This is a genomic window from Petrotoga sp. DB-2 (assembly GCF_054051725.1).
The window spans coordinates 57,788-77,404 of sequence record NZ_JBSVZD010000002.1; the positions used below are offsets into that span (position 1 = coordinate 57,788).

The 19,617-nt window shown below is 32.7% G+C and carries 21 protein-coding genes and 1 pseudogene; 2 read left to right on the plus strand and 20 right to left on the minus strand.

The annotated features are described in order from the left end of the window. From ACW9JY_RS01310 to ACW9JY_RS01365, 12 genes and pseudogenes are all read right to left on the minus strand, one after another. Window positions 1-1,374, minus strand: coding sequence for a D-alanyl-D-alanine carboxypeptidase/D-alanyl-D-alanine-endopeptidase (locus ACW9JY_RS01310; protein ID WP_457283080.1), 1,374 nt, complete (start codon window positions 1,372-1,374; stop codon window positions 1-3). Then, window positions 1,371-1,976 carry a TetR/AcrR family transcriptional regulator gene (locus tag ACW9JY_RS01315; RefSeq protein WP_457283081.1) on the minus strand — a complete coding sequence of 202 codons (606 nt, stop codon included), beginning with the start codon at window positions 1,974-1,976 and terminating at the stop codon, window positions 1,371-1,373. The genes ACW9JY_RS01310 and ACW9JY_RS01315 overlap by 4 nt, the downstream gene beginning before the upstream one ends. A 49-nt stretch (window positions 1,977-2,025) precedes the next feature. Further along, window positions 2,026-2,148, minus strand: a complete 123-nt coding sequence (locus tag ACW9JY_RS01320; protein ID WP_457283082.1) for a hypothetical protein — start codon at window positions 2,146-2,148, stop codon at window positions 2,026-2,028. Between the two features lie 872 nt (window positions 2,149-3,020). Next, a complete protein-coding gene (locus ACW9JY_RS01325; RefSeq protein WP_457283083.1) occupies window positions 3,021-3,185 on the minus strand; it encodes a hypothetical protein in 165 nt (54 codons plus the stop codon). A gap of 273 nt (window positions 3,186-3,458) precedes the next feature. Further along, window positions 3,459-3,968, minus strand: coding sequence for a hypothetical protein (locus ACW9JY_RS01330; protein ID WP_457283084.1), 510 nt, complete (start codon window positions 3,966-3,968; stop codon window positions 3,459-3,461). A gap of 32 nt (window positions 3,969-4,000) precedes the next feature. Beyond that, entirely contained in the window at window positions 4,001-4,471 is a 471-nt protein-coding gene (locus ACW9JY_RS01335) for a hypothetical protein (protein WP_457283085.1), read from the minus strand. Between the two features lie 69 nt (window positions 4,472-4,540). Further along, entirely contained in the window at window positions 4,541-4,975 is a 435-nt protein-coding gene (locus ACW9JY_RS01340) for a hypothetical protein (protein WP_457283086.1), read from the minus strand. A 1,009-nt stretch (window positions 4,976-5,984) separates the two neighbouring features. After that, window positions 5,985-6,590 carry a hypothetical protein gene (locus ACW9JY_RS01345; RefSeq protein WP_457283087.1) on the minus strand — a complete coding sequence of 202 codons (606 nt, stop codon included), beginning with the start codon at window positions 6,588-6,590 and terminating at the stop codon, window positions 5,985-5,987. Window positions 6,591-6,728: 138 nt separating this feature from the next. Continuing rightward, window positions 6,729-6,872 (minus strand): annotated as a pseudogene (locus tag ACW9JY_RS01350) (hypothetical protein); the annotation flags it as partial. 26 nt (window positions 6,873-6,898) lie between these two features. Next, window positions 6,899-7,333, minus strand: coding sequence for an LVIVD repeat-containing protein (locus tag ACW9JY_RS01355; RefSeq protein ID WP_457283088.1), 435 nt, complete (start codon window positions 7,331-7,333; stop codon window positions 6,899-6,901). Between the two features lie 158 nt (window positions 7,334-7,491). Next, window positions 7,492-7,764, minus strand: a complete 273-nt coding sequence (locus tag ACW9JY_RS01360; RefSeq protein ID WP_457283089.1) for a hypothetical protein — start codon at window positions 7,762-7,764, stop codon at window positions 7,492-7,494. Further along, entirely contained in the window at window positions 7,730-8,116 is a 387-nt protein-coding gene (locus ACW9JY_RS01365) for a hypothetical protein (protein WP_457283090.1), read from the minus strand. The genes ACW9JY_RS01360 and ACW9JY_RS01365 overlap by 35 nt, the downstream gene beginning before the upstream one ends. A gap of 254 nt (window positions 8,117-8,370) precedes the next feature. On the opposite strand from ACW9JY_RS01365, the gene ACW9JY_RS01370 reads away from it, so the two are divergent. Continuing rightward, entirely contained in the window at window positions 8,371-8,547 is a 177-nt protein-coding gene (locus ACW9JY_RS01370) for a DNA methyltransferase (RefSeq protein WP_457283148.1), read from the plus strand. A 145-nt stretch (window positions 8,548-8,692) separates the two neighbouring features. Next, a complete protein-coding gene (locus tag ACW9JY_RS01375) occupies window positions 8,693-9,196 on the plus strand; it encodes a nucleotidyltransferase domain-containing protein (RefSeq protein WP_457283091.1) in 504 nt (167 codons plus the stop codon). A gap of 88 nt (window positions 9,197-9,284) precedes the next feature. On the opposite strand, the gene ACW9JY_RS01380 is transcribed toward ACW9JY_RS01375, so the two are convergent. The 8 genes from ACW9JY_RS01380 to glgX all read right to left on the minus strand — a co-directional run bounded on the left by ACW9JY_RS01380 (window position 9,285) and on the right by glgX (window position 19,611). Then, a complete protein-coding gene (locus ACW9JY_RS01380; protein ID WP_457283092.1) occupies window positions 9,285-10,181 on the minus strand; it encodes a tyrosine-type recombinase/integrase in 897 nt (298 codons plus the stop codon). A gap of 29 nt (window positions 10,182-10,210) precedes the next feature. Continuing rightward, window positions 10,211-11,944, minus strand: a complete 1,734-nt coding sequence (locus ACW9JY_RS01385; RefSeq protein WP_457283093.1) for a phospho-sugar mutase — start codon at window positions 11,942-11,944, stop codon at window positions 10,211-10,213. Between the two features lie 107 nt (window positions 11,945-12,051). Further along, on the minus strand, window positions 12,052-12,741 hold the full coding sequence (gene sdaAB / locus ACW9JY_RS01390) for an L-serine ammonia-lyase, iron-sulfur-dependent subunit beta (RefSeq protein WP_457283094.1): 690 nt from the start codon (window positions 12,739-12,741) through the stop codon (window positions 12,052-12,054). A 53-nt stretch (window positions 12,742-12,794) separates the two neighbouring features. Beyond that, window positions 12,795-13,670, minus strand: coding sequence for an L-serine ammonia-lyase, iron-sulfur-dependent, subunit alpha (sdaAA, locus tag ACW9JY_RS01395; protein ID WP_457283095.1), 876 nt, complete (start codon window positions 13,668-13,670; stop codon window positions 12,795-12,797). Window positions 13,671-13,696: 26 nt separating this feature from the next. Continuing rightward, a complete protein-coding gene (locus tag ACW9JY_RS01400; RefSeq protein ID WP_457283096.1) occupies window positions 13,697-14,869 on the minus strand; it encodes a MalY/PatB family protein in 1,173 nt (390 codons plus the stop codon). A 2-nt stretch (window positions 14,870-14,871) separates the two neighbouring features. After that, window positions 14,872-15,687, minus strand: a complete 816-nt coding sequence (locus tag ACW9JY_RS01405; RefSeq protein ID WP_457283097.1) for a bifunctional 5,10-methylenetetrahydrofolate dehydrogenase/5,10-methenyltetrahydrofolate cyclohydrolase — start codon at window positions 15,685-15,687, stop codon at window positions 14,872-14,874. Window positions 15,688-15,769: 82 nt separating this feature from the next. Beyond that, on the minus strand, window positions 15,770-17,434 hold the full coding sequence (locus ACW9JY_RS01410; RefSeq protein ID WP_457283098.1) for a formate--tetrahydrofolate ligase: 1,665 nt from the start codon (window positions 17,432-17,434) through the stop codon (window positions 15,770-15,772). Window positions 17,435-17,451: 17 nt separating this feature from the next. Continuing rightward, window positions 17,452-19,611: a glycogen debranching protein GlgX gene (gene glgX, locus ACW9JY_RS01415; protein WP_457283099.1), complete on the minus strand. Its 2,160-nt coding sequence runs from the start codon at window positions 19,609-19,611 to the stop codon at window positions 17,452-17,454. Window positions 19,612-19,617 lie beyond the last annotated feature (6 nt).

Genomic DNA, 19,617 nt, shown 5'->3' on the forward strand with positions numbered 1-19,617 from the left:
TTATAAGTTTTCATAGAGATAGTTGATTATTGAATTTTCAAACTCTTTCACCTTTTGAACATCTAAAGGAAAGTTGTTTTCCATTAAGCTAAAAATATAATATTTTCCACTTTTTGATTTGAAAATTCCACTGATGGCAGAATCGTAATACAAAGTTCCGGTTTTTGCATAAATTTCAAAGTTAAAACGTTTTTCAAGAGTACTTTCTTCGTATGGCGATGCTAAGTAATCTAAAAATTTAGATTGGTATTGTGAATATAGATAAAATAAAGTATCTGCCAACATCTTTGGGGAAATTAAGTTGTACATAGATAATCCACAGCCATCTTTAATTACATAATCGGTTGTGTCGTATCCTAAGGTTTCTTTGATGACTTTCTTAAAGTGATTTTCGGAATCTTCTATTTCTCCGTTACCGTAAATAGCGCCAAGATCTCTAAAAAGCTGTTCGGCAATCTGGTTATCGCTAATCTCCAACATTTGTTGTATTATATCTGTTAAGGGTGGGGAATAATTTGTGTACAGTAGATTAGCGTTAGAAGGTACTTCTTCATACCTTATTTCTCCCCAAAATTCGACACCTATTTCTTGTAAGTACAATGTTGTAAGAAAGGTTATATAATCCCTTATTTCATAATTTGTTTTATATTTAAAAGATTCATAGCTTGTTTGCCAAATATTAATCGCAGCTATTTGTGGTTGGGGGTCATCCCACATCCAGCCTCTTCCAAAACCTTCTTCTGTCATAAAAGAATAATCGAAAATTATATCGCCATATATCGTTTTTATTCCTCTATCCAACGTTGCCCTTTTTAGTATTTCTTTGTATTGTAAAGAAGTTAAGACAGGATCTCCAAATCCTTTTATATATAGATTCCCTCTGAAATTATTTGATATTTCCCCGGTATGGTATATTTTAGTTTCAAATTTGTAGTTGTCTCCTAAACTTTCTAAGGCAACCAGGGCGGTTAGTAATTTTGTATTTGAGGCAGGGATGAATAACTTTTCAGAATTGTAAGCAATAAGAACATCATTGGTAGAAAGATCTCTCAATTCAAATCCAACAAATCCTTGAAAAGTTTCCAATTTTGAAATTAGTTCATTTTGGATTTGAGGAGTTATAGGGGGAGTTTCTAGGGGAACTATAGAGGGAGCAGGTTTAGGTTCGGGTTCGGGTTCAGCTATTTTGGATGGTTCTATTATTTGTATTTTTGAGGAATCTTCGTCATCTCTATCAATTGGAACTCTACTAGAAATTGGAGCAGCGATGGCAATCGTACTAAAGTTAAAAAAAACTATAATAAAGATTGTGAGACTCAAGACGTTAAAAAATTTACTGGATCTTAAGTGATTTTTGAAATTAATACTGTTCACTCCTTTTCAGAATTTGTTTTGTAAGCTAGGGCTGTTTCAATTAACTTTCTGTAATTATTAATAACTTCCTTGAAATCATGATCTTTAAGCATCATACCCATACCTTTGGTAACAGAGGTAAGAAATTCTAAGATGTATTTAGCCTCAATATCCTTTCTTATCTGCCCTGCATTTTGAAATTCAGCGATCTTATCAGTGATTACCTTTCCAAACCGTTGATAGTAATAATCATTTATAACGGAAGTAATCTCGGGATGTTCAAAAAGATCATCTATGGGGTACTCTTTCATCAGAGTTTGAACGTCAAAGTTTAGATTGGATAAGTAATCAAGGACTTCTTGGAATGTGTTAAAATCATCAACGTATTTCTTAAAAGGAATAAAGAAATCGTCCAATAAGTTCTTAATAACAATAATTATAAATTCATCCTTTTTCCCAAACTTTTTATAAACAGTCGATTTGCTGAGTTTGGCATCGTAGATAACCTTTTCATAATTGAAGTTAGTGATACCGTGATTGAGCAGCTCCCCTTTTGCTAAATCGATTAACATTTCAATCTTATATTGTGTATTTTTTTTAGAAGGTTTTTGCCTTTTAGCCATTAATCTTCTCCAACTTATAAAATTTGTAAGAAAAAAGGGTAATCTCTTTTCATATCGATATAGCTTCTTTTAATATTTCATCTTTTAACTCTTCTCTTATAGCTTTATTTGAAACGACATCAACTTTAACATTCAGTCCCCACACTTTCCATTTGTATTTCACCTTCTTCATTTTTTGCCATTTCAGTATCAACTTTATGAATCATTTTATATTATAACATTCTTTGAGCAAGAGAAGAAACTTTTATATATATAGATTCGTTAATATATACAAAATGATACAAATATGCAATGTATATAAATGGTTTTCCTGAGTAAAAGGGAAAAGGTTAAATTTTCATCTAAATTGTTGGTGAAAATTTTTATCTAACACTTTCTAAAGAAAAGGGTCTTCGTAAAACGCTTGATTTAGAGAATTAAATTTAAGATATTAGTTTTTATATTTATTGAAAACTTCAAAGGCTCTCATGGCTTCTTACAAGGAGGTAGTTTGTAATTAGCATAAATAAAGGATTTCATAGGTTAGAATTCGTATTATTTGATTGTTTAACTCACTCTGTCGGAAAACTTAGGTTTTCCGACATAAATTACTCTTCTAATTTCTAATAAATTCTCTGCTTTTTCATTTGCCTTTAGAAAAATTCGAACCATTAGTTTATTGTTGATCTGTTTTGTTATATTTTAATTTTCAAAGACCAGATATACATTATAAATATTGTTTTACGCTGTATAAGTTTTTTATATTAAACATATCACTTTAATTAATAAAAATAGTTATTTAATAGAAACAATATTTTACATCCTTAAAAATATTTATACATTACAAAGTTCGATATATAATAAACAATTATTTTGTATACCCTTAAATACGTATTTTCTATCTTCATATATTACGATATCCTTTGGCTGATATAAGTACCTTCTACCTCTAAATTTTTAAAAACCCATTCCCAATTAGTTGAGCAAGCTAAAGACTTTGGGGATGGGTTTTTGTACTCATTAATTACTCATTTTATTTTAAATAATCTTAATACCTTATAAAATTTAGTTGCCACTAATTCCATAAAATACAAAATGAGTCATATCAGCGGTGAGTGTAGGATTTTCAGGATTGCTTATGTCTACTACCACCAAGCCATTCTCTTCATCTGCCACGTATGCGTAATCATCTTTTACATGCACGTCAATAGAAGGTATCTTGTTGCACATAAAAACGAATATCTCTAATGGTAAAATAGATAATTTTAAAACATTAAAGAATTTAAAAATCACTATATTTATTACCCTTGGTAAACTTAATTTAACTCCAGCTTAATTACCCACTATTTTTGTGATAGAACCAAAATTATTAACATTGTTAACATCATCACCTTTTTATTTATAATTCCCCTTCTTCTAGTCGTTCAATTTTACACAATATCTTATGTATGTAATGCGGCCTTTATACACATAGAATATCATTTATTCTCTCTCCTTTGGTTTTTAATCTATTTCTAAAAATGCATCATCCTCAACAACAAAAAAGTTGACATGAACAAGATAATCGCCGATCCATTCATAATAAGGATCTGGTGTTTTTCTAAAAGTAGTGAAATAATTCAAATTTTTCACGAAACAAGCAATCAAATCCATCCTAAATTCCCTTGAATATGGTAATTTTTCGGTTTCAAAAATGAAAGTATCAAAATCCTCTGTCTGTGTATCTATAGTAAACACAAAAAATATAGAATCATATTCTTTCATGATAAAAACAGAGATATTCCAATTCTCTGTAATAGGCAATAATATTGACTCATCGCTTTCCAAATACTCTATCCCGTTCGTTTCCCAATAAGTAAGTAGTTCCATTTGCATTTCCTGGGATGCCAGCATGATTGAAACACCTAAAATTACCATAAAAACAGTTAAAAACTTTTTCATCCTAAATCCCTTCCTTTTTTTTGTTTCTTTATCATCTTCTTTCAAGAAGTCTATTGTGTACTGTACTGTCATAGAATCTTATTCATTTCCTTCCATTTTAATTTTCAATCTATTTCTAAACATACAGCTTCTTTATCAACAGAAAATTTGACATAAACATGATAATCGTCAAACCATTCATAATAAGGATCTAGTGTTTTTTCAAAAGTATTGTAATAATTCCAATTTTCCTTAAGACACTTCAACAAATCTTTTCTAAACTGTTCTGAATATGGTAATTTTTCTGTTAGAAAGAATTCAACATAATCGTCTATCTTTGTATCTGTTTCAAAGACAAAAGATATATAATTGCTTTCTCTCATAATACCAACAGAGACATTCCTGTTTTCTGTTATATATAACCATATTAATTCATCAAATTCCCAACACACATACTCATTTGTTTTCCAATAAGTAATTAGCTCCCATTGCATTTCTCGAGAAGCTAACATCATAGAAGTACTTAAAATTATTATTAGAGTAATTAAAAACTTTTTTATCCTAAATCCCTCCTTTTTATTTTGTTTCTTTATCATCTTTTTTCAAGAAGTTTATTTTGTTCTTTACTGTTATAGAATATTATTTATTTTCTTCCATTTTGAATTTTAATCTATTCTTAAATGTATAGATCCTTCACCAACAAAAAAGAAAACATTAACAAGATAATCGTCAAACCATTCAAAGCGAGGATCTGGTAATTTCCCAAAAGTATTGTAATAATTCAAATTTTCCTTAAGACATTTCAACAAATCTTTTCTAAACTCCTCTGAATAAGGCAATTTTTCTGTTTTTAAAAAGAATTCAACCTCTTCTGTCGTTGTATCTGTATCAAACACAAAATATATATAATCATATTCTTTCAAAATAGTAACAAAGATATTCATGTTTTTTGTTATAAAAACCCCTATTCCTTTATCGTTTTCATCATATTCTATCCCATTCGTTTTCCAATAAGTAATTAATTCCATTTGCATTTTCTGGGAAGCTAATACCATAGAAGTACTTAAAATTATTATTAGAATAATTAAAAACTTTTTCATCCTAAATCCCCTCCTCGTATGATATGTATGGATATGAAACTTAAAAAATGGTATTAAAAATCTGTCTTTTGATCTTTTTTCATTATTTCTTTTGTAAAGAGATACCCTAATGCTAAAATAGTACCAGGATGATTAGCGAGGGAAGATTCCTTGCCCCCCTGCAAGGCCTTTTGGCCGTTGCCTAAAAAGCTTGTTTCCTGACTTAGCAGTCAACTTGCTAACCGATTACTGCATCACCCTTGATTAGGCCATCAGCAAGGCTATTTTTCATTGGTGGATGCTCATAGAGCGCGAGGTTGCCTTTGGCTGCTAAGATTAGGGCATCTCTTTCTTTCATCCTTTATCTTTTTTCGAAAGGTGGTGAAATGTGATTCTCAGTTTTTAGTTTTACAAAGACTTACACGCCATAGGTTCCATTTAGTTCATACACACGCTTCTGAAAAGAATTGGATGCTTTCCAACATATTTTATCTAAAATTCAGTGAATTGGCTGTGAATAATAGGGATAAGCCCTTTTCTAATATATATGGTGCTACATCTTGTGCTGCTTTGACTGAATCCTACTCTTAACTTCCTTTCCATCTCATGATAGTTTGGCCAAATTCGCAGGACTGACTTGGAGAAAACGTCAATCAGAGAATTATTCCTCTTTTTCTTTTTTTCAAGCCTATTTTTTGTTTTTCTGAAAGTATAGGCATTGTCAGTTGCGCTAATTTTCAACAATTTTTTTGATTTTTACTACTTGACATATCCCCAATTAACTTTTATTTTGTTTCCTTATCATCTTCTTTCAAGAATACTATTAAGCATTTTTTACTGTTATAGAATATTATTTATTGGTTCTCTCACGAAAATAGTAGGTAATTAAGCTGGAGTTAAATTAGATTTATCCCACGCAATAAAGAACAAAACATTTTCCGCAATAAGAAGGGTTTTTGTAAATGAATATTTTTTTGAATTTATCAATTTGTTTACTCACACTTTTTGGAAGAGAATCACTTCTTTTTTATTAATCTACTAGATTAACAAAATTAATCATTTGTGATAACTTATCCGTTAATTGAAATTCTACTTTTTCTTTTTCAGACTTAATCTCCATTGTTATAGTTTCATTAGTATTTAAAATAGATTGTAAATTTTCAACATATCCAATAAGATATAAAGAAGCAAACCCCATACCTTCATACTTCAAAGTCTTATCATAAAAAGAGGCGTCAACAGACATTGTCATATATATCAGTTCGAAATTTTTAACAGGAACTCCTTCGATAAAAATGTTGTTTTCTACTAGAGTGTTTTTTCCAACATAAAGATCATCTCCCAAAATAGCCCCAGCTCCAAAGACTACCCTAAAAATTATATAATTTGATAGATCTCTTTCTTGACCGAGAATTCCATAAACAAGCAGTTTGTCTATAGAAAAATAATCTCTGGGTTCTTTATCCTCTGTAACTTTTTCTGGTTTTATTCTAGTTACGTAAGGATTTAAAAAACTAAAAGTTTTTGTTCTTATTTCAGCTTCTTCTAATATAATATCTCTAAGATCTGGATCAATAGCACTAAAAACACTAATACTTAAAAATACTACCAACCAAGCTAAAATAAACTTTTTCATTTTTTCTCCTCCCTTGTGTTTTCTTACACAATACCAGATTATTTAATCTTTTGTTCATATTTCATTTTTTCTACCTACACTTTTCGGAAGAGAATCTCATTTTATTTTTTATAAAATTTTGATATCTGTTATAAAAAATTAGTTCCCACTAATTCCAAAAAATGTAAACCTTAGCATATCAAATGCAAGAGTTGGATTTTCAGGATCACTTACGTCAACTATAACCAAGCTATTTCTATAATCTGCCAGATATGCGTAATTATCTTTTCCATAAACATCTTCCGAATGACCTGCTGTGTCGTAATGGCCTACTTCTTTTGGTTCTGTTCGCTTATATCTACTATCACTAAACCATTATCATCTGCCACGTATGCGTAGTTATCTTTTACATAAACATCCAATGTCCAATTTGCTATATAGTAATGCTCTATTTCTTTTGGATCAGCAGGATCACTGGCATATACTATCACCAAGCCATTTTCCCCATCTGCCAAGTAGGCGTAATTGTCTTTTACATAAACACCACTTGCCGATCCTGCTGTGTCGTAATGACCAACTTCTTGAGGATTGGTTGGGTCGCTTACGTCTACTGTTACCAAGCCGTTCCAAAAATCCGCCACATATGCGTAATTGTCTTTTAGAAAAACACCATATGCCTCATTTCCCAAATCTAGACGTGACAAATGTTGTGGTTGCGTTACACAAGATGACAATGTAAGTAATATAATTACCCAAACTACCAATAAAAATATTCCTGCCTTTTTCGCCTCTTTTAACTCCCTTAGTATAAAATAATTGCACTGCCTTTAAAAACTCTAAAACACTCATTAATGGACAAAATAATTGCTATTAAAAAAAACTAACAACCTTACCCAAAAAGATGCCAGACTCGATGAATTGATTAAATATCAACATCTTGACACAGTTCACCAGGAATGTAATAACTCATATTTCTTCTAAATTGTTTTATTCCTGAAACCTGAAAATATTTCAAGTTACTGCATCTTCGTTTTTGAACGGACCTGAAGTGTCCCCCTAGGGATATAATTTGGACGAAGGCGCCCGTTGGAAGACGAACCGGATCCGCTTTGTAAAGCAATGACAGGTAATCCACCTTCAAATTTGTATTTTGTTCTATCTTAATACCAGTGTCGTCTGTTGTTGTCTTTATCAATTTCAGTTACAATAAAATATTTCTCTCTTGAATCATCACATGAATCATCACATATATCATACTTCAATCGGTTGATAGCCTCTATATATGCTGCGTTTGTATGGTTTTTAAGATCCCTTAAATGTCCACCTTTTGCCAATTTCCTCTTTTGAAATATTACGTTGAATGAGATAGAGACTTTAAATGGATTCTTTTTGTCCAAAAGTTTGAGAAAGTCATATATAATCTCTTCGTTTGACCAACCATATTTCAATGTAAATTCTATTCCGATATCATGTTTGTTATAATTACCAATTGCAAAATCAATAAAACCTGTTTTACCATTTTCATCTGCTTGGTAAATACCATTCACCTTTTTATAACGACTAAAATTTTAGAAAGTAAAAATAATTTTCTTTTATTAATTTTTCAATTCAATTATACTACAAAAAATTCATTTTCTTCAAAAAACTTTACATTTTTATTTTAATTTTTAATGAAGTTAGAATTATTCGTTTTTAGGTGTTGGTGTATGTTCGTTCTTTTAAAAATCATCTCATGAGCGATATTTTATAGTATAATATGATCAATAGAAACTACTTAAGGCAATAAAAAAACGAAGTAAAGATTTTAAGGGAGGAGGAATTTCTCGAATTTACCAAGAGTGTATGGACTTTTTCGGCTGTTTCAGTCAAAGGAATCGGACATCCTGCCCCATTTCCTGTGGAGCTTCCATATAGGATAATTCAACTTTACACTTATAAGGATGAGGTTGTTTTAGACCCTTTTATAGGAAGTGCTTAGACTGCTATTGCGTCAATTAAAACAGGAAGACATTACTTTGGATATGAGATTGAAGAAGAATATGTGAAACTGTCAGAACAAAGAATAAGAGAATTTTATTTAGATATAATATATTAGACGAAATGCTGTCCAAGGAGGAGGCAGAGTGATAGACCCACGGTATCTTGAAGTTCTGCGCAAAATATACAACCGACTGAATAACACCGATGTCAACTGGGTAGTTACAGGAAGCCTCGGTTTTGCACTTCAAGGTATGCCTGTAGAGCCTAATGACATTGACATCCAGACTGATAAACAGGGAGCCTATGAGATTGAGCGTCATTTTTCTGATTTCGTAACCAAAAAAGTTAGGTTCTCTTCTGCAGAGAGGATTCGCTCGCACTTTGGCGAATTGATGATTGACGGAATAAAAGTAGAGATCATGGGAGACATTCAAAAGAGGCTTGAAGATGGGAATTGGGAGAGCCCCGTGGATTTGGAGCATCATAAGCGGATTATAGAGGTTGAAGGAATGCAAGTAGGTGTACTCTCTCTGGAGTATGAATATCAAGCATATCTGAAGTTGGGTAGGATAGAAAAAGCAGAGATGTTGAGGAAATGGTTAAAAGGTAAAGATGAATTTTCGGGCAGCACATCGTCTAACAGTTGATAAAAGGTGCCGTGATAGAACCAATTTTATTAAAAAGTTCCCCGTTAAGTTGGGGAACTTTTTGAGAGGTAACTTTAAAGTTGTAATCTTATATTTGATCCAGTACTGAACTATGGCTATCAGATCTAACGTATATTCCTGTAGTTGAGATGGTCGTATGTCCAAGTATGTATCGAACTTCTTCCAAATTTTTCCCTGAGTTTAAAAGCCTTTTTGCGCATGTGTGCCTTAAAGCATGAGGTGTTCCGTTAATATAATTTATATTATTATACCCACTTACCCTGATTTGATCAATCTTTTTGTTGGCTTTTATAACGTAATCTTGAAATCTTCTCTCCATAGTTCTAGAAGTTATTGGAACATCGTTGTCATTTGAAAATATGTATTTTTTACCGTTTGCAAAGGTTACTAATTGTTCTGCGTATTGTTTTGAAATCTTTAGATATCTTACTCTGTTTCCTTTCCCATTTATAACAAGCTCGGCATGATCATCGTAAAAAATAATGTGTTCTTTTTCTAACGATAAGGCTTCTGAAATTCTTAAACCCGTTTTTAATAATAATGAATAAAAAGTTTTGTCAAATTTATCTTCAATAACGGAGAAAAAAACTTTGATTTGACTTTCTGTCAAGCCTTTGGGAACGTCACTTGGAATTTTTGCGTTTGCATCTTTCCAATATTTTTTACCAGATATTTCTCCATTTTCGTATAGATAGTTCAAAAAGGATTTTAAAACAACTATCCTAAGTTTTATGGTTCTTTGTGATAGATTTGAGATCTCTTCAAGATATTTTAGAAAGCATCCTCGGGTAAGACCATAGATTTGAACAAATTTTTTATAATTGTTCAATATTTTTTTGTATTCATATATGGTTGAGTCTGCCCTTCGCTTGACGAATTTCAGATATGATAAAAATTCTGAGATATATCCTTCGATTTTGTCTTTATCTTTTATAGAGTCTGACGTATTATCTATATCCATCATAGTTTTTTCCCCCAACAAGGTGTGAAACGCTAAACAACATGTTCTATGATACTATCAACGGTATTTTTAATTAAATTGAGCTTTGCTTTTGATTTTTCTTTTTCTTTATCGTTTGAATATATGTATATTTTAAGTTTTGGTTCTGTTCCGGAAGGCCTAATTGCATACCATGAACCATCGCTAAACCAGAATCTTAAAACATCGGATGAAGGTATATCGGTTATATCGCTAATTTCACCTGTTGTTAAATTGTATATTTTTCTTTTTAAATAATCCGCGTATTGTTCAAGTTTGAGATCCCCCATTTCTTTGGGGAAGTTGTTTCTAAACTTTTCCATTATTCGCTTGATCCTTTCTTGGCCTTCAACTCCTTCAAGCACAAGAGAATAATTGTTTTCCAACTCGTAACCAAATTCCTGATAAATATCTTCTAGTACGTCAATTAAATTCTTATTTTTTTTAGAGTAGTATCCAACCATCTCTGATATAAGCATAGAAGCAATAGTTCCATCCTTGTCTCTCACAAAGGTGCCGTATATATAACCAATACTTTCTTCGAAACCAAAGAGAAACTTACTCTTACCTTCTTTTTCTAATTCGTTTTCTTTCCCACAAATATTTTTAAATCCAGTAAGCGTTTCAAGAACGGATACACCATATTTTTTTGCGATTCTTTTTGTGAGATCTCCTGTAACTATTGATTTTATGATAACAGAGTTATCTTCTAAACTTCCTTTTTCACTTTTACTTTCCAGTATATAATTAACCAAAAGAGCTCCAACTTGGTTACCGTTTAACATTTTGTAATTGTTGTCATCTAAAATTTCTAAAGCGGTTCTATCTCCATCGGGATCATTTGCCAAAAGTAATTGGGCATTTTTTTCATAACCTAATTTTTTTGCCTCTTCAAAAGCTACTTCGTATTCTGGATTTGGGTTGGCAACGCTTTTGAAATCTGGATCGGGTAGTTCTTGTTCTTTAACTATGAATACATTTTTAAAACCTCTATCTTTAAGTACCCTTCTGACAAAATTATTTGATGTTCCATTCAAAGGTGTGTAAACTATTTTTATATTTTTATCTAAATCTTCGTCCCTTAACGCCAGACTTTCAACTCTTTGAATGTATTCTTCATCGACTTCTTTTGAAATATATTGAAGTAAATTCTTGTTAATTGCTTCCTCTTCCTTTATTTTTTTTATTTTACTAAAATCGTATCCTATCTTTTCGATCTTTTCTACTATTCCATTGGCAACATCATCTAATATTTGAGACCCTTGGTCCCAATAAACTTTGTAACCATTGTAATCTTTCGGATTATGACTAGCGGTAACGACTATTCCAGCAGTAGTTTTTAAATATCTGACAGCAAAGGATAAAACGGGTGTGGGCCTAATATCGTCAAATAAATAAGCTTTTATACCATTTGCCGCAAGGATTAATGCAGATTCTTTTGCAAACTCCTTTGAAAAGTGGCGTACGTCGTAAGCTATCACAACACCCATCTTCATTCTTTCTTCACCGAAGTCTGTTATATAATCAGCAAGGGCTTGAGATGCTCTACCTACAGTGTATATATTCATCATATTAGAACCTATACCCAGTTTTCCTCTCAATCCAGCTGTTCCAAATTCGAGATCTTTGTAGAATCTTTCTTTTATCTCTTCAGGATTGTTTTCAATACTTTTTAATTCTTCTTTTGCTTTTTCATCAATATATGAATTATTTAACCATTCATAGTAAATTTTTTTGTAATCTCTCAAATTTAATTTCCTCCTTAGTTTTACGTTTTTTACCATTTTTGGAAACTGTAAAAGCAAGCATTTGATTATTTTCTAAAACTTTCAATAGTAAGACATTTAACTTCTATTTAATCATTGCTTTTACCTATTTTTGAAATGGGTACATAAATATATTTGCTAAATAAAAAAGTCTTTCCGTTTTGGATAGATTCATAGAGTTCAGAATCTAAACTTTCATTTAATTCAACTATAAGAAGAACCTCATCGTCTTCTTTGATGGTTCTCATTAAATCAATATTATGCCCTTTGGAGTACAAAGCATTGGAAATATAAGCAATCATTCCTTTTTGCTCTTTGTATCTAAAAAGTAAAGTAGGATTTTCTGCAGTAAAAATAACAGAGGTACCATTAATATTAGTGATTTCAATATTTCCTCCACCGATAGAAGAACCGATTACATAAAAACAACTTCCATCGGGGTAATGAAATTCAATTTTTACGGTATTAGGATGGACGTCTTCCAAGTTAACAGGAATAAAATTATAAGTAATTCCTGCCTCTTTGGCATGTAAAAAAGAATTCTTAATGCGTAGATCACTAGGCTCAAACCCTAATATTCCTCCAACAAGAGCCTTATCGGTTCCATGGCCTTTGTAAGTAGCTGCAAAAGAACCATGAAGAAAAAAATCCACATGATGATAGCCTACCCCAGCTATCCTCCGGGCTACTAGAGCAATTCTAGCAGCACCAGCAGTATGAGAACTAGAAGGACCAATCATAACGGGACCGATTACGTCGAAAATACCGAAGTTTTTCATATGATATCCCTTTCTTTATCTTTCTGATATTATTGCAATGAAAGTAACAAAGTTTAATCATTCTTAAGCAGAGAGTTTCTTATAGCACAACCTGTTGGAGTACCTGCTATACCACCTAGTCCTGTTTCTCTTAAGCTTTCTGGAAGAGCTTTTCCTACTTTGTACATTGCTTTTACCACTTCATCAAAAGGTATCAAAGATTTTACCCCCGCAAGAGCTAGATCAGCGGCAGACAAGGCATTTATAGCTCCTGAAGCATTTCTCAGAATACAGGGGAATTCTACTAAACCAGCAATGGGATCACAAACCAGCCCCATTATATTAATGAGTACAATAGAGGCTGCATGAAAGATTTGTTCATTGTTTCCTCCTGAAGCAAACACTGCAGCTCCCGCCGCCATAGCTGCTGCTGAACCACACTCTACTTGGCATCCCCCTTCAGCGCCGGAAAAGGTTGCGTTTTGACCGATAACTCGTCCAATCCCTGATGCTACAAGTAGGGCATGGATCAAATCCTCTTCATTCAAATTTAAACTTTCCTCAAGAGTCATCAAGACTGCTGGCAGTATGCCAGAAGAGCCCGCAGTGGGAGCTGCTACAATTTTTCCCATAGAGGCATTGACTTCTGCGGTTGAAAGGGCCATAGCCATTGCTTTATTAGGAATAACCCCTAAAAGGGTTTTACCATCTTTTTGATAATTGTTAACCCGTTGGGCATCTCCTCCCATCATTCCTGATAAACTAGGTACCTTTTTATTCAAGGTACTTTGAGAGGATTGCTTCATGACGGATAAAATTTCTTTCATTTGTGAAAGAATCATTTCAGGAGCTGAACCAGATGATTTGGATTCTTCTTCTATAACTACTTGATAAATTGGCTTTTTTTGTTTTTCACAAAGTTCTAGTAGTTGCTTTGCAGAATGATACATCAAATCCTCCCTCTTATTTTCTACTTTTATAAATCTTTAAAAGCATTATAAATATTGTTGGATGCATCTTTTAAAATAGATATAGGGCATCCAATATTCATTCTAAAAAAGCCTCTACCTTCTTCTCCAAAGATGCTACCTTCTTCTAAACCAACTTTGGCTTTGTTTACGAGTATATCTTTGACTTTTTGTTCATCTCCATATGCCCTAAAATCTAACCACATTAAATATGTTCCCTCTGGTTTTTGTAATTTAACTTTAGGTAGTTTTTCGTTGAAAAAATCGTATACGTAATCAATATTACCCCTTAAGTAATTTAGTAAATCATCAAGCCAATCTTTACCTTTTTCGTAAGCAACTTTAGCTGCAACCATTCCAAAGATATTTAAATTATCGCTTGTAAGGCTCTCGATTACATTTTTGTATTCTGTTCGTAATTGTTCATTTGGAATAACAACAAATGACGCTTTTAAGCCCGCCAAATTAAAGGTTTTACTTGGGGCATAAAAAGTTAAAGAACTCTCTTTTATTTCTTGTGAGATCGAAAATATTGGAATGTGTTTGTTGGGAGAAAATACCAGATCTGAATGTATTTCGTCCGATAACAAGATAACGTTATGTTTAACACACAATTGGCTTAGCTTTTCTAGTTCTTCCCGTTTCCAAACTCTTCCAACCGGGTTGTGTGGATTACATAAGATGAATAATTTCGTTCTTTTGAGCGATAATTTCTTTTCTAAATCATCAAAGTTCATGCTATAATTACTGTTTTCAAATTTTAGGGAATTTTTTATTATCATTCGACCATTTGATTTGATGATATTATAAAAAGGATAATAAACAGGTGTTTGAATTACAACGTTGTCTCCTGGTTTGGAGTAGGCAAGTATGGCTACTTTTAAAGCGTCAACCACACCGTCAGTAGTCACTATCCACTCTTTTTTTACCTCACTACCATGTCTGGTTTCGATCCAATTTATAAAAGGGTCAAAATAATAATTGTCTAACATTGGATATCCAAATATCCCATGTTCTGCTCGTTTTTTTAAAGCTTCAATTACGTCAGGTGGAGATTTAAAATCCATATCCGCTACCCACATTGGAATAACATCGTCTCTACCATAAAGTTTTTTTACACCGTTCCATTTTACTGATTCTGTTGGTTTTCTGTCCACAATTTCGTCAAAATTGTATTTCAAGATTATAAATCTCCCTTTTTATTGTTAGCCGCTCTAAAAACATTTCTCATTAGGATAGCTGTTGTAACACTTCCTACTCCACCGGGTACAGGTGTTAATTTACAAATTTCTGAGATATCTTTATCTACATCACCTACTATCTTTCCATTTACTACATTAATCCCCACATCGATCACGATCATTCCTTCTTTTACAAAGCTTCTATCAACGAAATTAGCTTTTCCTATCGCTGCAACCAAAATGTCTGCTTTTTTGGTTACCTCTTTTAAATTATTAGTTTTTGTATGTGTGACCGTGACAGTGGCATCCCTTCCATGTCTTTGAAGCATTATTGCAGCTGGTTTTCCTACCGTCGTACTTCTTCCAAGAATAACGATATTCTTTCCTCTAACGTCAGTTGTATCTTCTATAATTTTCACCACCGCTTCTGCTGTACAAGGTACAAATAATTCTTTTTCGTAAAACATAGAACCAATGTTATGTAAACTTACCCCTTCAACATCTTTTTCTGGATTGATATATTTTGCTATATCTAGTTCAGTGTATCCTTTCTTTAAAGGTCTTGCAATAAAGATCGCATCAGTATCATCGTCTTCATTATATTTTCTTAAATCATTAATCAAATCATTACTTTCAACAATTTCTAAGTTGATTCCATATTTTTTTGCATTTCTTTTTTGAGAGTTAAGATAAGATTTGGTAGATTCATCAGGTTCAACAACTAAACTTACTAGTTTGGGTTCATAAGGGACTTTTTCTTTAAGTGATGATATTTCTATTTTTATTTCATCAATAATATCCTTTACTTCAATTAACATAATGTGATACCCCCTAAAAGCAATTGATATAGCTCTTTGTGTAATGAAATGAGGCTAAATTCGTATCTTTCTATTAGAATATTCATGACAATCCGGATATGTTTCCTTCATTGTCTATGTCCATGTTGACGGCATTTGGGACCTTTGAAAGTCCAGGCATTCTCAATATATCACCAGCCAATGCCACAATGAAACCAGCACCCGCAGAAAGTTCGAAATCGCGTATTGTGAATGTATAATCTTTTGGAAATCCAAGTTTTTTAGGATCGTCGGATATAGAATACTGGGTTTTTGCTACAATTACAGGGAGATTTTCGTATCCGTATTTTTTCAAAAATTTCATTGTTGATAAGGCCTGTGAAGAATATTCAACCTTGGCAGCACGATAGATATTTTTTGCTAACTTTTCTATTTTCACTTCTAAAGGATCTTCAAAATCGTAAATACTTTTCAATTCGGATCTTTGCTCGCTAACTTTTACCACTTTTTCAGCTAAGTCTATAGCACCCTCTGAACCTTTCTCAAATCCTTCGTTGACACTTACTTCTACACCTAATTTATCGCAATAATCTTTTACCATATTGATTTCGTCATCCGTATCTGAGTAAAATTTATTTAAAGAAACAACCACAGGAATATTATACTTTTTTAGGTTTTCAATATGAACCTGTAAGTTAGGCAACCCTTTCTCTAAACTTTCAAGGTTTGGTGTATTCAAATCTTTTAGGTTTTGCCCGCCATGGTATTTTAAAGCCCTTATCGTAGCTACCAAAACCGTTGCTGATGGTTTTAACCCAAAAGTTGGAGAAACAAAATCATAGAATTTTTCTCCTCCTAAATCAGAACCAAAACCTGTTTCTGTTACAACGTAATCAGAAAGCTTCAAAGCAAGTTTTGTTGCTAAAATAGAATTGGTTCCATGGGCAATATTTGCAAATGGTCCACCATGAACGAAAGCAGGTGTATTTTCTATTGTTTGAACTAAGTTAGGATTAATCGCATCTTTTAACAATACAGAAAGAGCACCTGTAATTTCTAAATCTTTTACAGTCACTGGCTCTCTCTTTTTATTTCGTGCAACTACTATATTAGATAATTTTTTCTTTAAATCTTCAAGATTTTCTGCCAAACATAATATTGCCATTATTTCTGAAGCAGCGGTGATTATAAAACCGTCTTGTCTAGGATAACCGTTTTTCTTTCCACCCAAGGCAACTATTATTTCTCTCAAGGCTCTATCGTTCATGTCCATAGTGCGAGGCCAAGAGACTTCGGTTGAATCTATGTCACATTTGTTGTACTTTATATAATCGTCTAAAACTGCAGACACCAAGTTATGCGCTGAGGAAATAGCATGAATGTCTCCTGTAAAATGTAAGTTTATGTCTTCCATAGGGAGGACTTGAGAATACCCTCCTCCTGCTGCTCCACCTTTTATACCCATTACCGGACCCAAAGAAGGTTCTCTTAGCGTTACTATCGATCTTTTGTGGATTTTGTTTAAAGCCATGGATAGAGAGATACTTGTTGTAGTTTTTCCTTCACCGGCAGGAGTTGGAGTAATAGCTGTAACCATTATTAAATTACCGTCATTTTTGAAGTTAAGCTCGTTCAAATATTTGTGAGAAATTTTAGCGATGTTTTTCCCGTAAAGATTGTAGTACTCCTCTGGAATATCCAGTTCGTTTGCGATTAAATCAATTTTTTTGAGTTTTGCAGATCTTGCAATTTCGATGTCAGAAAGCATTGAAAAACTCCTCCTTTTTATTTTTTTGAAATTAAAACTATTGAGCTCCTTGAATGTACTGTGTAGTAATTATCTTGAATTATAGAAGGTTCTAAGAGAAAATCCTTGGGTGATTCTTGGGATGTATCCACTACCCTATACCATTTTTTTCCATTTGGCAATTTTGGAATTTCAAATTGTAGATCTTTTATAAAAGAATTTAAAGCCACATATATATCACTGTCTCTTTCTTTGCATCCTTGAATATAGTCATCGCCACTTATCATGAACGCAAGGCTGTGAGAATAATATCCGAAATCGGGTTTAAAAGGCTTAACTCCATGCCAAGTTATGTCTGCTATTCCATCACCACTTAGATCCCTTCCCGTGAAAAATCGGTCTCTTCTTAAAGCACAATGACTTTTTCTAAAATTGATCATACTTTTTGTGAAATTAAAAATATCATTGAATTTTAATTTTCTGCTCCAATCAACCCATGAAATGTGATTATCTTGACAGTAAGCGTTGTTGTTACCAAATTGAGTTCTACAGAATTCATCACCCATTAAAATCATAGGTAACCCTTGGGAAACCATTAATATAGTTATAAAATTTTTAATTTGCTGTTTTCTGAGACTTATTATCTTTTCGTCGGTAGTCTCTCCTTCAACCCCGTAATTGAAACTATAATTTGCATCTGTTCCGTCACGATTATTTTCCCCATTAGCTTCATTGTGTTTATTGTTATAAGAAACTAGATCCCACATAGTAAATCCATCGTGAGAAGTAATAAAATTGACACTATGGTAAGGCTTTCTACCTCTTTTTTCAAAAAGATCTGGACTTCCAGCTATTCTTGTTGCTAAATCTGAAACTACGCCATTATCGCCTCTCACAAATCTTCTTACCGTATCTCTGAACTTTCCATTCCATTCTGCCCAACCAGTAGGAAAATCACCAACGTAGTATCCTCCAGCAGCATCCCAACCTTCCGCTATGAGTTTAGTTCCTGCCAAGATAGGATCATCAGCAATGTCTTTTAACAAAGACAGATCACCAATCCAATTTCCTTTTGAATCTCTCCCTAAAATGGAAGCGAGATCGAACCGGAAACCGTCTACATGCATCTCAGAAACCCAATATCTCAAACTATCCAAAATCATTTGTTTCACTACGTAATGGCTTGAATTAATAGTGTTCCCAGTTCCTGAAAAATTTTCATAATATCTTGGGTTATCTTTGTTCAAAAGATAATAAACGGAGTTTTCTAAACCTCTAAAATTAAGAGTTGGTCCCAATTCATTTCCTTCTGCTGTGTGATTAAAGACAACGTCCAATATCACTTCTATTCCATTTTTGTGTAATTCAAAAACTAAATCCTGAAACTGGATTATTTCCTCCCCAATTTTTACACCATATCTGTAATTACTCGTCACAGCAAAAAAATTAACCGGATTGTAACCCCATATATTTTTTAATTTTTCACCAGTTATAGGATTAACGTTGGGATTATCGTTCAAAGGAAAAGCAAAAATAGGCATTAGTTCAACGGCGTTTACTCCTAAATCTTTTAAATAATTTATTTTTTCCGCGATTCCCTTATAAGTTCCTCGATGTTCTACATGAGAATTTGGATTTATCGTGTAAAGCCTGACATGCAGTTCATAAATAATTATGTCGTTTAGTGTATAACGTGGATGCTCATCGTTCTTCCAATTGTATTCACGACTATCCCAAATGATGGATTTGACTTGAGATCTTGCAGAATCCAAAGTGGAAAAACTAAGGTCTTTTTTCGGATCATTTTTATTATAACCAAAAATAGACTCTTCTGTAAAATCTAACGTTCCCCCAATAACTTTGGCATAAGGGTCTAAAAGCAATTTGTTTTTGTTGAATCTAAATCCTTTCTCTGGTTTGTAGGGGCCATTCATACGCCAACCGAAAGACATTCCGGCTCTTACTTGTTCAACAAAAACATGCCAAATATTACCGGTTCTATTTTCTTTTTTATCGAGAACATATTTAAACATTGGTTCTTCATCATAGTAATTTTCATATATCTCCAAAATAACTGATATAGCGTTTCTTGAAAAAACACCAAAATTAACTCCACCTTTTTCGATAGACGTACCTAAAACTGGGAATCCTTTACTTACGTTAAACTTTGTTTTTTCACTTATTTTTGTTCCTTCCATAATGTC